The following is a 13279-nucleotide window of genomic DNA, read 5'->3' as shown; positions in this document are numbered from 1 at the left end:
CGCTACGCTGTCAGAACGACTGCGACGAACCACCGCATCAGAAGGAAGGAAATGGATCGTGCATGAGCTGACCTTCCGTACACTCCTCTACCGCTACTTTTTTTTCGAGTGGCTCTTCCTGGACGTGACCCAGGGCAGCCTCATCGAGCGGTCGGCGGCCCGGCGGCACAACCAATCGCAGGCCCGGTGGCTCGTCACTTACATGCGGCGCTGGTTGTGGTGCGCGGTGCTGTTGTACGGCCTGGGCGGGATCGTCGAGATCCATATGGGTGCGCCGGCAGTATCGGCGCTGTTCTATGTGCCCAGCGTCCTGAGCGTGTCGGTGAATGCGGTGATCGTGGCCGCCTGGCTGGGGCTCAGGACTTTGTCGGAGCCTCTCTGAGAAACGTGGCCTTGGAAAGAAGCCCCATGCGAATAGAGCACATCGCCCTTTGGACGGATGACCTGGAACGCTGCAAGCAGTTCTACGTCGCGTATTTCGGCGCCGTTGCCGGCAGCCGCTATGTCAATCCGGCCAAGGGCTTCGAGTCCTGCTTTCTGAGTTTCACGGACGGAGCGCGAATCGAAGTCATGAGGACCACCTCCCTGAGCCCCGTTGCCATCGAGGCCGGTGCCCAGCGCATGGGCTTGACGCACTTTGCAGTGTCGCTGGGCTCCGAGACGCTCGTTGATGAACTCACTCGGCGCCTGAGACAGGATGGGTATCCAATCCTTGACGGTCCTCGAAGGACAGGTGACGGCTACTACGAGAGCGTGGTGCTCGATCCGGACGGCAATCGGGTCGAAATCACCGCATGACGAGTCGGTTCAGGCCGCGCTGGCCGGCTGCGTGATCGCGTCGAGCCTGGCCCTGACGCGGCGGATCGCCCGCTCGTGCCGCGCGGTGCGCGCACCCCTGCCGTACATGCCGGCCTTGAGCACCAGCCGCAACTGCTCCCGCTGCAGGCGCGTCTTGAGTCGGCGCGCCCGCCGGCCGTAGGCCAGGCCGATGTCGCGCCGCACGCGCCAGCGGTCCAGCGGCGACCCCAGGCGCAGCCATTCGTCGTCGCGCAGCAGGTCGCGCTCGGGCACGAGCGAGGCGGCCAGCGCATGCAGGTAGGCGCCCGTCTCGCGGGTCGCCGCGTGCCAGATCAGCGTCACTGCGAAAAGAACCGGCAGGCCCTTGGCCAGCAGAAGCAGCGCGAGGCCCACGAAGTCGTCGCTGAACCAGTCTTCCATCCAGGGCGAGTTCCAGACGAAGTGCATCGCCCATGCGAGCGCAAAGCACAGCACCGCCATGCCGACGCGCGCGGCGCGCGTGCGCTCGGGCCGCAACAGGAACAGGGCCAACCCGTAGGAGGCCACCGCGGTATAGGCCGCATGCGTCCACAGGCCACTGAGCACGCCGCGCGTGACCAGGTCCCACAGGACCGGCTGGACCTGGCTGTCCGACGGGAAGTTCATGGCCGAGCGCACGGTGTAGTTCAGGTTCTCCACCACCTGGAAGCCCAGCCCCGCCATGGCGCCGACGATGAGCACGGACAGATCGGTACGGAACTGGTTGCGCGCCGTCAGGATGATCAGGATCACGCCGGCCAGCTTCAGGAATTCCTCGGTGATGGGGCCGGCCAGCGCCGGGCCCCAGACGGCTGCGAATTCCGGCGAGACGAGCTTGGCGGCCAGGCTCTGGATCGCATTGTTGGCGGGCGCCGAGAGATGCGCGGCGCCCAGTCCGCCCCAGGCAAAGGCCAGGACGTAGGCCGCGGGCGGATGCTGGTCGAGGAGGTCCATCGCACGGAACAGCACCACGAAGCCCAGCGTGTAGAGCGCCCATGCCAGCAGGCCCAGCAGGGCCGCCACGGGGACCACCCGGAAGCCCGAGGCAAACAGCTGCCCGATGGAGAGCAGGCCGTTGAGCAGCAGCACCACCAGCAGCCAGAAAGACGCGCGCGTCGGCTGGAAGAACGGTTCGATGCCCGTGATGTCGATGTCGGTCGCCGTGCGGGCGACCAGCGGCATCGGGGTCGAGGCGGCAGGCGGGTTCACGATGCTTCGAGGTCCATGGAGGCGACCATGCGCCGGGCTTCCTCTAGCGCCTGCGCGGCACTGGCCGCGTTGTCGTTCGGGCCGTAGAAGTCCACCTGCACCACGCTGGCGCGGCCCGGATCGACCATCAGCCAGAAACGCCCGCTGAGCTTGGAGCCGTAGTAGGCGAAGGTGGTGCCCTGGAGCCCCCAGTCGGTGAGGACGTTCGAGACGTCACCCTGCACATGCAGGCGCTGCCCGCGCTCGATCAGGCGCTGCTGGCGCTCCAGCGGGCCCTCCGGGCCGCCCAGCCAGCGCGACGTGCGCACCGCGAAGGTGTGCCCGTTCTTGAAGAGCACCATCGTCTGGCCTGGCCGCGAGCGCGCGACGTTCATCTGCCATCCTTCGGCGGGAACGAAGCGGGCCTGTCCGACGACCACCGGCTCGCCCACCGGGAGCGTCCTGGTGCTGGGGATGCGACGGTCCCACAGTTGCAGGCCGCCCACGTAGACCGTGATGGCGAGGAGGATGGCAAGCGTCGCGGGCCACGTGCGATAAGCGGCGCGGGCAGCGCGGCCGGCGGGGCGGGGGGCCGCGCGAGCGGCGGACAGGGGCATGCGGCTATCCGGCGAGCCACCGGGTCCCGGAGGGAAGCGAACCCGGCTTGAGGCTGGGCTCTTGCTGGTCGTTGTCGTCCCCGCCGTCGTCCTTCCCGCAGGCATTCACCAGCGGCCCGGGACACTCGGTGCGGAACTGCAGATAGCCCAGCGTGCTGCCAATCACCGTCAGTCCGATGAACAGGAGCCAGGCCGCGGCCGAGGCCCATCTGCGCGCACGCCACCGCCGGCCGAATTGCCTGGCCCCCCGGTCGCCATCGCCCTGGACCTGGACTTCCAGTTCCTTGAGCGATCGCCCGAGGGCCGAGATGTGCCTGCCGACGGCCAGCGCCTTCAGGCTTCCGAGCACCGCGATGGCCACCGGGACGGCCCACACCAGCCCGGAAAAGCCCACGAGCGACTGTGAATTGGTCGCCACCCAGGCGAAGACGATGGCTGCGCTGACGATGCACCCGCGCTCGAGCGAAGCCAGCTCGGCCATGCAGGCCGTGGCTTCGTCGTGGAGCGCTGCGTACTCGTCCTTCGGCAGCGTGGGCTCGGTCATGGGTTCCTCCTGGTGTGCGAAATGATGTGCGAGGCTGAATTGTCATCGAGCAGCCTGCCTGCGACCGGCATTACCATCGCGCCCATGCTGAACCTGCGCACTGCGATCGCCCTGTGCATCTGCCTCGTTCTCGCCGCCTGTGCCAGCGCGCCGAAATCCACGATGCGCAGCGTCCGGCCGCCGATTCTTTCCGCCGACCAATCGCGCGATGCGGCAATCCATGCGATGGGCCTGGTCGGCACGCCCTACCGCTACGGCGGCAACACGGTCGATGGTGGCTTCGACTGCAGCGGGCTCATCGCCTACGTGTACCGCGAAAGCGCAGGGCTTGCGACGCCGCGCACCGTGTCGCAGCTCGCGGGCTTCGGCGATGCGATCCCGCGCGATGACCTGCGCACCGGCGATCTCGTCGTCTTCGGCGGCGGCCGGCCCACGCACGCCGGCATCTACGTGGGCGAGAACCGCTTCGTGCATGCGCCGTCGACCGGCGGCGAGGTGCGCCTCGACCGCCTCGACGGAGCGTACTGGTCGCGGCAGAAGCTGGATGTGCGGCGGCCCTGAAGCCGCCGGACGAACTCAGTCCACCTTTGCGCCAGAGGCCTTGACGACCACCCCCATCGCATCCCAGTCGGCGCGCAGCAGCTTCTGGAATTCCTCGGGGCTCTGGTGGCGCGGCTCCACGCCCAGGCGCTTGAAGCGCTCCTGGATGGCCGGGTCGGCCAGCACCTTGTTGGTCGCCGCGTTCAGCTTTTCGACTTCGGCTTTCGGCGTGCCGGCCGGCGCGAGCAGGCCGATCCACGAATCGAAGGAATAGCCGGGCAGACCGCTCTCGGCGACGGTCGGCAGCTGGGGCAGGAAGGGGCTGCGCTGCTCGCCGGTGGATGCCAGCAGCTTCATGCGCGGGTCGTTCTGGAAGCCGATCACGCCGACGCTCGACGAGATCACCGCCTGCACCCGGCCGGCGAGCAATTCGTTGACGGCTTCGCCCGTGGACTTGGTCGGGATGTGCGTCATCTGCAGCCCGGCCTTCGAGAGGAAGGAGGCCATCGCGAGATGCGTCGCGCTGCCGTTGCCGGCCGAGGCGTAGTTGTACTTGCCCGGATTGGCCTTAACCTCCTTGATGAAGTCCGCGGTGCTGGCGGGGTTGAGTCCGCCGCCCACCGCCAGCGCGTAGCCCGCATTGCCGATGTTGGCGATGCCGACGAAATCCTTGAGCGGGTCGTAGGCCAGCTTGCTGTAGAGGAAGCCCGCGATGTGATGGCTGGCTGCGGCCAGCACCAGCGTGTTGCCGTCGGCCGGTGCCTTCGCGACGACCGCTGCGCCGACCGTGCCGCCCGCACCCGCACGGTTCTCGACCACGACCGCCGCGTTGAGCGCCGCGCCGAGCTCGTTGCTGAAGGCGCGTGCCACCGTGTCCTGCACCGCGCCCGTGCCGAAGGGCACGATGACGTGGATCACGCGCTGCTGCGCGAAGGCGGAGGGCGCGGCGCCGGTGGCCAGCATGGCGCCTGCGGCGGCAAGAACGGAACGGCGTGAGTAGTGATGCGTCATCGTTGAAGGCACGTTGGGGTGGGTGGAGGAAGCGTCGAGGGGTTTCACGCGGCAGTACCGACCGGGAGCCAGCGCTCCACCAGCTTCACGAAGTAGCTCGCGCCGATCGGGATGATCTCGTCGTTGAAGTCGAACGAGGTGTTGTGGATGATGCAAGGCCCGGGCCCGTGGCCATCCAGCCGGTGGTCGCCGTCGCCGTTGCCGAGGAAGGCGTAGCAGCCCGGACGCACCTGCAGCATGTGGGCGAAGTCCTCCGCGCCCATCACGGCGGGGAAGTTGTCGGTGACCATGCCGTCGCCGACCACCTCGCGCATCACGCTCGCGGCGAAGCGCGCCTCGGCCGGGTGGTTGACGACCGGCGGCGATGCACGGTTGAAGCTGATCTCTGCGGTGCATTCGTGCGCGGCGGCCACGCCTTCCGCCACGGTGCGCAGGCGTGCCTCGATCTTGTCGGTCGCCTCCACCGAGAAGGTGCGCACGGTGCCGCCCACCGAGGCCCAATCGGGAATCACGTTGGGCGCATCCGAGCCCTGCAGTTGCGTGACCGCGAGCAGTGCGCGCTCGGTGCTCGCGATGGTGCGCGGCACGATGGTCTGCAGCTGCTGCGCAAGGTTGATGACTGCCGCGACCGGATCGATGCCGGTGTGCGGCATGGAAGCGTGCGTGCCGCGTCCGCGCAAGGTGATCTTGTAGGTGTTGCTCGACGCCATGAGCGCGCCTTCGTTGACCGCGAAGCGGCCCACGTCGCCCACCGGGAAGTTGTGCAGCGCGAACACCGCGTCGCACGGGAAGCGCTCGAAGAGCCCGTCCTGGATCATCTTCTTCGCGCCGGCCTTGCCCATCTCCTCGGCGGGCTGGAAGATGAAATGGACCGTGCCGTCGAACTGGCTGCCCTTCTGCGCCAGATGCCACGCGGCGGCCAGCAGCATGGTGGTGTGGCCGTCGTGCCCGCAGGCGTGCATGCGGCCGGCATGCGTGGACTTGTGCGGGAACTCGTTGGCCTCGTGCAGCGGCAGCGCGTCCATGTCGGCGCGCAGGCCGATGGTGCGCCCGCCGGTGCCGCGCCGCAGCACGCCGACGAGGCCGGTGCCGGCGATGCCGCGATGGACTTCGATGCCCCAGTCTTCGAGCAGCTTCGCGACGATCTCGGAAGTGCGATGCTCCTCGAAGCCCAGTTCGGGATGTGCATGGATGTCGCGGCGGATCGCGACGAAGCGGGTGACGTCCGCAAAGGAATCGGCAATGTTCATCCGCCCAATTCTGGCGCAGGGCATGGGCTTTTCTACATGGCAAGATCCCCAGTCCATGACATCACGCGAACCCGCACTTACCTTCCGGCCCGCCGCGCCGCCGGACACCTCGCGCTGCTATCAGATCGAGATCTCGTCCTATGAAGGCGACGAGGCCGCGACGCGGGAGAAGATCGCCACGCGCATCGCGCAGTACCCCGAAGGCTTCCTCGTCATGGAGCTGGCGGGCGAGATCATCGGCTTCATCAACAGCGGATGCGCGCATGAGGTGGTGCTGGCGGACGAATCGTTCAAGGAACTGGTCGGCCACGACCCGCTGGCGCCCAACGTGGTGATCATGTCGGTCGTCATCGACCGGGCGCACCAGGGCAGGGGCTACGCGAGCTCGATGATGCGGACCTTCGTCGAACGCATGCGCCGGATGGGCAAGAAGTCCATCCACCTGATGTGCAAGGACCGGCATGTCGCGCTGTACGAGCGGCTCGGCTACCGCTATGTCAAGCCGTCCGCCTCCGACCATGGCGGCATGGCGTGGCACGAGATGGTGATGGATCTCTGACTCACCCCCAGCCTCGCCCACTTCGTGTGGCTCTGCACCCCCTTCCAGGGGGCAACCCCGGCGGCCCGGCGAAGCCGGCTCCGCGGGATTTCTGGCCTCGGCTGTGTCGGTTTCATGCGGGGGGCCGCAGCGCGATGGAAATCTGATTGCGCTTTAGCGGCGAGCGCCGGCAAAGAGATCCGCGAGATCGACCTCCTGCTCGGTGCCTGCGCCGGCGATCACGCGCTGCTCCAGCTCGTCGAGATGCTCCATCGCGATGTCGAGCGCACGCGTGAGTGACGGGCCCATCAGCGCCTCGATGATCTCTTCGTGCTCCTTCGGCGCGCAGCTCGCCGCCTCCACGCTGTCGAACAGCGCCTTGTAGAGCTCGGTGTTCGACACCAGCCGCTGGATGTAGGACTGCAGCTCCTCGCTGCCCGCCATCTGCGCGAGCAGCAGGTGGAACTCGCCAGCGAGGCGGAACGCGTCCTCGCGCCGACCTTCCTTGAATGCCTTCTGCTCGGCTTGCACGTGCTTGCGCAGTTGGGCGACCTGCTCGCGCGTGAGCCGGCCGAACAGCGTGGTGACCAGCCCGGCCTCGACGATGCGGCGCGCCCGGTAGGTGTTGCGCATGTCCTCCACCGAGGGGTTCGGCACGAAGGCGCCGCGGTTGTATTCGAGCACCAGCCGCTTTTCCGCGCCGAGCCGGGCGAGCACCTTGCGGATCGCGCCGCGCGTGCATCCCAGCGCCTCGGCCAGCGTGCGCTCGCGCAGCGGCGTGCCGGGGCGCAGCTTGCCGCTCAGCAGTGCCTTGGAAACCGCCTCGTAGACGCGCTCGTCGACATCGACGTCGGCGTCCTGCGTGGTGGCCGCGCCTTTGGCTCGGCGAGGCTTCGCGGAAGTGGGGGCGGGGCTGGCGTGCGCGGTGGTCGGCATGGAAATCGGAAAGCAAGAAGCGCCGCACATGTTAGTGGCAGTGCCGGATTCGCCTGACGAGCCGGCGGCGCCGGCCCGCGGGAGTGCGGGTAATCACGGGTGGAGGTCTTTGTCGGCCCTTCCCTACAATCTGGTTTGGTTAACCAAATGGATATTGTTTAGTTGACCATAAATCGTAACCAAACACAGATCGCGAGGCTCCGAGTGAAATCCGTCAAGTGGCTGGCAGCATTGCCGGTGATCGCCTTTTTCAGCGGCGGATGGCTTTCCGCCCATGCGCCGACCTTCGTGCTCGGCATGCCCTTCCTCATGGTGTGGAACGTGAGCTGGCTGGTGCTGACCTCGCTGGTCATGCTAGCGATCGACCGCGCCGAGGGCGACCTCGACGCCCGCGATGCCTCGGGAGAAGCACGATGAGCGCCGCGCTGGTGGTGATCGCGCTCTTCATGGTCGGCGCGCTGGCACTCGCGGTGCTCGCACGGCGCGGCCGCAAGATGAGCCTGGAGCAATGGGCGCTCGGCGGCCGCGGGCTCGGTGCGCTGATGGTCTTCCTGCTGATGGCGGGCGAGGCGTTCTCGACCTTCACCTTCCTCGGCGCGAGCGGCTGGTCGTACGGCAAGGGCGTGCCGGCCTTCTACATCCTGGCCTACGGCGGCCTCGCGCACCTGATGGCCTTCTGGATGCTGCCGGCCATCTGGCGCTATGCGTCCGCGCACAAGCTGGTGTCGTTCTCGGACTTCTTCGCGAGCAAGTACGACAGCCGCGGGCTCGGCGTGCTGGTGTCGATCGTCGCGCTGATGGGCATGGTGGCGCTGCTCACCATCCAGCTGCGCGGGCTCGGCATCATCGTCTCCGAGGCGTCGTACGGCGCCATCGCGCCGCAGGTGTCGATCTGGATCGGCGTGATCGTGATGGTCAGCTACATCCTCGTGTCGGGCCTGCATGGCTCGGCCAGCATCGCGATCGTCAAGGACATCCTGATCCTCGCGATCGCGATCTTCCTCGGGGTGTACCTGCCCTGGCACTACTACGGCGGCGTGACGCCGATGTTCGAGGCGATCCACGCCGCGAAGCCGAACTTCTTCGAGTTCCCCAAGGAAGGCCTGAACCTCAGCTGGTACAACTCGACCATCCTGCTGACCGCGCTGGGCTACTACCTGTACCCGTTCAACCTCACCTCGGTCTATGCGGCCAAGAGCGCGGGCGCTGTTCGCCGCAACACGATGATGATGCCGCTCTACCAGATCGTGATCGCGTTCCTCTTCCTGGTGGGCTTCGCGGCCATCCTCAAGGTGCCGGGGCTTCAGGGTTCGGAAGTGGATCTCGCGCTCTTCGGTCTCGTGAAGGCGACCTTCGATCCGTGGTTCGTCGGCGTGATCGGCGGCACCGGCGTGCTCACCGCGCTCGTGCCCGGCGCGATGATCCTGCTCACCGCATCGACCGTGATCGGCAAGAACATCTACAAGGGCGGTTTCGCGCCGAAGGCCACGGACCGGCAGGTCGCGCTGGTTGCACGCTGTGCGCTGCCGCTCTTCGCGCTGATCGCGGTGTTCTTCGTGCTGCGCGGCGGCACCACCATCGTGGCGATCGCGATCTTTGCCTCCAGCCTGCTGACGCAATTGTTGCCGTCGCTGATCTTCAGCCTGCTGCCGCGCCCCTTCGGCTCCAAGCAGGCGGCGTTCGCCGGCATCCTGGCGGGCGGTGCGGTGCTGGCCTTCACCACGCTGTCGGGCATGGGGCTGGCGCAGCTCCTGCCGAATGCGCCGGTGGTGATCAAGTCGATCAATATCGGGCTGGTGGCGCTCGCGACCAACGCGCTGGTGTTCACCGCGGTCGCGCTGCTCGGCCGCCGCGCCTCGGCGCGCGGTGTGGTGGGCGTGCCGGCCTGAGTTCGCAACTGTTTTCCGAGAGTTCTTCATGACCCAGCCTTCTTCGCTTCTCATCCGCAATGTCCGTCCGCTCGGGGGAGCGCCTGTCGACGTCCTCGTGCAGGGCGACCGCATCGCCGCGATCCGCGCGGGTATCGATGCGCCGGCCGGCTGTGCGGTCGAAGAGGGCGGCGGCGCGCTGCTGCTGCCGGGACTGGTCGAGGGCCACACCCACCTCGACAAGACGATGTGGGGCATGGACTGGTATCGCAACGAGGTCGGCACGCGGCTCGTCGACAAGATCGACAACGAGCGCGCCTTCCGTCAGGTGAGCGGCCACGATGCCGCGGTGCAGTCGCTGGTGCTTGCGAAGGCCTTCCTCGCCGCCGGCACCACGCGGCTGCGCACCCATGTGGACGTCGACACGCAGGCCGGCCTGCGCCACCTGCAAGGCGTGATGCGCACGCGCGAGACGCTGCAGGCGCTGCAGCAGATCCAGATCGTCGCCTTCCCGCAATCGGGGCTGCTGAAGCGACCCGGCACCGCAGAGCTGCTCGACGAGGCGATGGCCGCGGGCGCGGACGTGCTCGGCGGACTCGATCCGTGCGCGATCGACGGCGATCCGGTGCGTTCGCTCGATGTCCTCTTCGGCATTGCGGAGCGCCACGATCGTGGGCTGGACATCCACCTGCACGAGCCCGGCGCGATGGGTGCGTTCTCGCTCGAGCTGATCCTCGACCGCACCGCGGCGCACGGCCTGCAGGGCCGCGTCGCGATCAGCCACGGCTTCTGCCTCGGCGACGTCACGGAGAGCGAGCGCGTTGCGCTGCTCGACCGCATGTCGAAGCTCGGCGTGTCGCTGGTGACCAGCGCGCCGCCGTCGCGCACCGTGCCGCCGCTCATGGCCTGCCGCCAGGCGGGCGTGACGATGCTCGGCGGCAACGACGGCATCCGCGACACCTGGTCGCCCTACGGCAATCCCGACATGCTGGAGCGCGCGATGCTCATCGGCATGCGCTACAACCTGCGCCGCGACGACGAGATCGAGATCGCGCTCGACACCGTCACGCATTCCGGGGCGCGTGGCTGCGGCTTCGCCGACTACGGGCTGGTACCGGGCAACCGCGCGGACCTGGTCCTCGTCCACGCGCAGACGGTGGCGCAGGCCGTGGTGTCGCGGCCCGTGCGCCGGCTGGTGGTCGCGGGTGGGCGCATCGTCGCGCGCGCCGGTGCGCTGCTGCCGGACGCGGTGCCGGCGTGACGGCGGCCACTGCGGGCAGGCCGCCCGCGAAGATGCAAGGCCTCGGCTTTGCGCTGCTGGTGGTGCTGATCGCGATCAACCTGCGCGCCTTTCTCACATCCACGAGTCCGCTGCTCGACGAGATCCGTGCGGAGACCGGGCTCGGCTTCCGTGGCGCGTCGATGCTGACCATGCTGCCGATGCTCGCGATGGGCGTGATGTCGCTGATTGGCGTCTCGCTCGGCGGTCGCATCGGCGCGCGCGCGGGCGTGCTGTGCGGCCTCGCCGCCATCGCGGTCGCGTGCGGCGGGCGCCTGTTCGCCGAGGACGCCGCATGGCTGCTCGCCAGCGCCGCGCTGGCCGGCGTAGGTGTCGGATTGGTCCAGGCATTGATGCCGGGCGTGGTCAAGCGCGGCTACCCGGCGCATACCGGCATGGCGATGGGACTTTATTCGGCCGCGCTCATGGGCGGTGGCGGGCTCGGCGCAATCGGCGCGCCGTGGCTCGCGCATGCGAGCGGCGACTGGCATGCGGGGCTGGCGATCTGGGCACTGCCGGCGCTGTTCGCGGCGGTGATCTGGGCGTGCTCGCGACCCGACGCGGCAGCGACCGTTTCCAGCACGGATTCCCGAGCCCGGAGCGACTGGCGGCGATGCCTGCGCAACCCGCGCGCATGGATGCTCGCCTGCTACTTCGGCCTGATCAACGGCGGCTACACGAGCCTCGTCGCATGGCTGCCGCAGTTCTATGCCGCGAAAGGCTGGGACGCGGCTCACACCGGCTCGATGCTCACCTGGATGACCGGCGCCCAGCTGGTCTCCGCGCTCGTCGTGCCGGTGCTGGCCCGGCGCCACCGCGACGTGCGGCCATGGCTGATCGCCATGCTGGTCCTCCAGATCGCGGGCTTCGCGGCGTTGGCGCTCGATGCGCCCATGGCGGTCACCGTGGTTGGCGTACTGGGTCTCGGCCTTGGCGGCGCGTTCGCGCTGTGCATGGCGCTGGCGCTCGACCATCTGCCGCATCCCGAGCAGGCCGGCGCGCTGGCGGCCTTCATGCAGGGCGTCGGCTTCATGGTCGCCGCGCTGTCGCCGCTGGTGACTGGATGGATGCGCGAGCACGCCGGCGGTTTCGAGGCGGCGTGGGCCTATCTCGGCGTGGTCGCAGCGCTTCTGCTGCCGCTCACATGGCGATTCGACCCGCGTTCCTACGTGCGTGCAGTCGGCGGCCTTTTCGCGAACGCGCACAGGCGGACGGCCCGCAAAAATAGAATGTCGCTCGACCTATGAAACACACGAAGGGCATGACCCTTTCGCATGCCCTGACGTGAAGCCCCCCGCCCGGCGCACTCCCGCGAGCGGCGGCGGCCTGTCGGCGCTGCTGCTGCTCGTCACGGCCCTCTGGGGCCTCAACATGACCGCGATGAAGACCATCGCGACCTACTTCGATCCGGCCGTGATGGCGACGTGGCGGGCCGCGATCGCCGCGACCCTGATGGGTGTGCTGCTCTGGCGGCAGCGCGCGACCCGGCCGCGCGCACGCATGAACCGGCGCCAGTTCGCCACCGCGGTGGGCTGCGCGGTGCTGATGGTCTATCTCAACCAGATCCTCGTTGCTGCAGGGCTGTCGAGGACCACGGCGACCAACGGCTCGGTGGCGATCGCCCTGAGCCCGCTGGTCTCTTCGCTCATGGCCGCGGCCATCCTGCGCGAGCGCATCGGGCTCATGCGGATCGTCGGCGTGCTGCTCGGCCTCGGCGGTGTGCTGATCGTGGTGCTGAAGTCCCCCGGCGCCCATGTCGCCGGGGCAGGTTGGGGCGATGCCATGGTGGTCGCTTCGGTCGTGACGTTCTCGATCGGCGGCGTGTTCATCCAGCGGCTCGCGCGCGAGACCGATGCGCTCCATGCCAGCGCCATGATCTACGCGTGCGGCACGTTCATGCTCGCGCTGCATGCGATCGCCGTCGGCGCGTCGCACAGTGTCGCCGCGTGGCTGCCGGGCTTCTGGCCGGTGATGCTGGTGATGTTCTCGGCGCTGATCGCCACGGCCTTCGGCAACCTGGCGTGGAACCATGCGATCGTGAAGATCGGCGTGGCGCGGGTGTCGTTGTGGTTCTACTGGGTGCCGGTGTTCGGCGTGGGTTTTGCGGCGCTGCTGCTCGGCGAGACACTGTCGCTCTGGCATGTGGTGGGCCTGGTCGCCGTCGCGGCCGGGACGGCGCTGGGTACCTACAGCCGGGCTTGATGCGCGCGAGCGTGGCGCACCGCTAATGTAGTGCGCCACGTAGATATGTACTTATCTTGTGCTTCTTGCCAGCGCCGCCTTGGCTCGCGTGACCTTGGCCAGGATGTCGGTGGCGCTCTTGGTCCAGATGAACGGCTTGGGGTTGGCATTGTGGTGTTCGACATAGAGATCGCTGGATCAGGCGCAGGAATTGCAGCCACTCCGCGTGCCGGTGTTGCGGCTGGCACATCGAGATCACGGTGCTGTCCAGGGTGTTCAAGGCGGCGAACAGCGCTCGCTCACTGGATCCCTGTCAATATTCCACGGCATCCCGGATGATCGGACAGGTCATGCAATGGCCGCCGCCGCGGCCGCGTCCGAGCTCGGCGCCCACGATGGTGATCACCTCGATGCCCTGCTTGCGCAGCAGCGTGTTCGTGTACGTGTTGCGGTCATACGCATAAACCACGCCCGGCGACGCGCACACCAGGTTCGCGCCGCTGTCCCACTG

At 68.1% G+C, this 13279-nt stretch carries 16 protein-coding genes and 1 pseudogene; 9 read left to right on the top strand and 8 right to left on the bottom strand.

Annotated features, from left to right (window positions below):
• Positions 1-58 precede the first annotated feature (58 nt).
• Together BLW05_RS26870 and BLW05_RS26865 are read left to right on the top strand one after the other, a co-directional pair.
• A complete protein-coding gene (locus tag BLW05_RS26870) occupies positions 59-382 on the top strand; it encodes a hypothetical protein (protein ID WP_093166635.1) in 324 nt (107 codons plus the stop codon).
• A 26-nt stretch (positions 383-408) separates the two neighbouring features.
• Positions 409-798, top strand: coding sequence for a VOC family protein (locus BLW05_RS26865; RefSeq protein WP_093166634.1), 390 nt, complete (start codon positions 409-411; stop codon positions 796-798).
• 9 nt (positions 799-807) lie between these two features.
• Here the strand turns inward: BLW05_RS26865 and BLW05_RS26860 are convergent, their stop codons facing one another.
• From BLW05_RS26860 to BLW05_RS26850, 3 genes are read right to left on the bottom strand one after another with little or no spacing between them, the layout of a single operon-like run.
• On the bottom strand, positions 808-2025 hold the full coding sequence (locus BLW05_RS26860; protein ID WP_256330512.1) for a PrsW family intramembrane metalloprotease: 1218 nt from the start codon (positions 2023-2025) through the stop codon (positions 808-810).
• Entirely contained in the window at positions 2022-2621 is a 600-nt protein-coding gene (locus BLW05_RS26855; RefSeq protein WP_093166632.1) for a hypothetical protein, read from the bottom strand. Before BLW05_RS26855 ends, BLW05_RS26860 begins: the two co-directional genes overlap by 4 nt.
• Positions 2622-2625: 4 nt before the next feature.
• Complete coding sequence (locus BLW05_RS26850) at positions 2626-3165, bottom strand: hypothetical protein (RefSeq protein ID WP_093166631.1); 540 nt, start codon at positions 3163-3165, stop codon at positions 2626-2628.
• An 84-nt stretch (positions 3166-3249) separates the two neighbouring features.
• On the opposite strand from BLW05_RS26850, the gene BLW05_RS26845 reads away from it, so the two are divergent.
• The gene (locus tag BLW05_RS26845; protein WP_093166769.1) at positions 3250-3726 is read left to right on the top strand and encodes a C40 family peptidase; all 477 of its coding nucleotides are present in this window, start codon (positions 3250-3252) and stop codon (positions 3724-3726) included.
• A gap of 15 nt (positions 3727-3741) precedes the next feature.
• Here the strand turns inward: BLW05_RS26845 and BLW05_RS26840 are convergent, their stop codons facing one another.
• Complete coding sequence (locus tag BLW05_RS26840; protein ID WP_093166630.1) at positions 3742-4716, bottom strand: Bug family tripartite tricarboxylate transporter substrate binding protein; 975 nt, start codon at positions 4714-4716, stop codon at positions 3742-3744.
• A 44-nt stretch (positions 4717-4760) separates the two neighbouring features.
• Positions 4761-5966 (bottom strand): M20 aminoacylase family protein, encoded by a 1206-nt coding sequence (locus BLW05_RS26835; RefSeq protein WP_093166629.1) that lies wholly within the window; start codon positions 5964-5966, stop codon positions 4761-4763.
• A 55-nt stretch (positions 5967-6021) separates the two neighbouring features.
• On the opposite strand from BLW05_RS26835, the gene BLW05_RS26830 reads away from it, so the two are divergent.
• Positions 6022-6525: a GNAT family N-acetyltransferase gene (locus tag BLW05_RS26830; RefSeq protein ID WP_093166768.1), complete on the top strand. Its 504-nt coding sequence runs from the start codon at positions 6022-6024 to the stop codon at positions 6523-6525.
• 153 nt (positions 6526-6678) lie between these two features.
• On the opposite strand, the gene BLW05_RS26825 is transcribed toward BLW05_RS26830, so the two are convergent.
• The gene (locus BLW05_RS26825) at positions 6679-7440 is read right to left on the bottom strand and encodes a GntR family transcriptional regulator (RefSeq protein WP_093166767.1); all 762 of its coding nucleotides are present in this window, start codon (positions 7438-7440) and stop codon (positions 6679-6681) included.
• A gap of 204 nt (positions 7441-7644) precedes the next feature.
• Here BLW05_RS26825 and BLW05_RS26820 point away from each other — a divergent pair, with 204 nt between their 5' ends.
• From BLW05_RS26820 to BLW05_RS26800, 5 genes are read left to right on the top strand one after another with little or no spacing between them, the layout of a single operon-like run.
• Entirely contained in the window at positions 7645-7857 is a 213-nt protein-coding gene (locus BLW05_RS26820; protein WP_093166628.1) for a DUF3311 domain-containing protein, read from the top strand.
• Positions 7854-9329, top strand: a complete 1476-nt coding sequence (locus BLW05_RS26815; RefSeq protein WP_093166627.1) for a sodium:solute symporter family protein — start codon at positions 7854-7856, stop codon at positions 9327-9329. The genes BLW05_RS26820 and BLW05_RS26815 overlap by 4 nt, the downstream gene beginning before the upstream one ends.
• A 28-nt stretch (positions 9330-9357) precedes the next feature.
• A complete protein-coding gene (locus BLW05_RS26810) occupies positions 9358-10569 on the top strand; it encodes an amidohydrolase family protein (RefSeq protein ID WP_093166626.1) in 1212 nt (403 codons plus the stop codon).
• The gene (locus BLW05_RS26805) at positions 10566-11834 is read left to right on the top strand and encodes a cyanate transporter (protein WP_256330511.1); all 1269 of its coding nucleotides are present in this window, start codon (positions 10566-10568) and stop codon (positions 11832-11834) included. The genes BLW05_RS26810 and BLW05_RS26805 overlap by 4 nt, the downstream gene beginning before the upstream one ends.
• Before the next feature lie 37 nt (positions 11835-11871).
• The gene (locus BLW05_RS26800; protein WP_256330510.1) at positions 11872-12789 is read left to right on the top strand and encodes a DMT family transporter; all 918 of its coding nucleotides are present in this window, start codon (positions 11872-11874) and stop codon (positions 12787-12789) included.
• Positions 12790-12840: 51 nt separating this feature from the next.
• Here the strand turns inward: BLW05_RS26800 and BLW05_RS36565 are convergent.
• A pseudogene (locus tag BLW05_RS36565) lies at positions 12841-13060 on the bottom strand (hypothetical protein); the annotation flags it as partial.
• Positions 13061-13081: 21 nt separating this feature from the next.
• On the bottom strand, positions 13082-13279 hold a 198-nt coding region (locus BLW05_RS26795; RefSeq protein ID WP_256330509.1), incomplete at its 5' end, for an arginine deiminase family protein.

The sequence above is a fragment of the Variovorax sp. YR216 genome (assembly GCF_900107745.1).
GTDB lineage: Bacteria > Pseudomonadota > Gammaproteobacteria > Burkholderiales > Burkholderiaceae_C > Variovorax.
Note: the sequence above shows the minus strand (reverse complement) of the source record. Positions and strands in the feature narration are given on the sequence as shown.

Bases quoted from the DNA above. Each gene is read 5' to 3' on its own strand.
- BLW05_RS26865 (WP_093166634.1), top strand. From the start codon at position 409: ATGCGAATAGAGCACATCGCCCTTTGGACGGATGACCTGGAACGCTGC.
- BLW05_RS26855 (WP_093166632.1), bottom strand. From the start codon at position 2,621: ATGCCCCTGTCCGCCGCTCGCGCGGCCCCCCGCCCCGCCGGCCGCGCT.
- BLW05_RS26850 (WP_093166631.1), bottom strand. From the start codon at position 3,165: ATGACCGAGCCCACGCTGCCGAAGGACGAGTACGCAGCGCTCCACGAC.
- BLW05_RS26845 (WP_093166769.1), top strand. From the start codon at position 3,250: ATGCTGAACCTGCGCACTGCGATCGCCCTGTGCATCTGCCTCGTTCTC.
- BLW05_RS26840 (WP_093166630.1), bottom strand. From the start codon at position 4,716: ATGACGCATCACTACTCACGCCGTTCCGTTCTTGCCGCCGCAGGCGCC.
- BLW05_RS26835 (WP_093166629.1), bottom strand. From the start codon at position 5,966: ATGAACATTGCCGATTCCTTTGCGGACGTCACCCGCTTCGTCGCGATC.
- BLW05_RS26830 (WP_093166768.1), top strand. From the start codon at position 6,022: ATGACATCACGCGAACCCGCACTTACCTTCCGGCCCGCCGCGCCGCCG.
- BLW05_RS26825 (WP_093166767.1), bottom strand. From the start codon at position 7,440: ATGCCGACCACCGCGCACGCCAGCCCCGCCCCCACTTCCGCGAAGCCT.
- BLW05_RS26815 (WP_093166627.1), top strand. From the start codon at position 7,854: ATGAGCGCCGCGCTGGTGGTGATCGCGCTCTTCATGGTCGGCGCGCTG.
- BLW05_RS26810 (WP_093166626.1), top strand. From the start codon at position 9,358: ATGACCCAGCCTTCTTCGCTTCTCATCCGCAATGTCCGTCCGCTCGGG.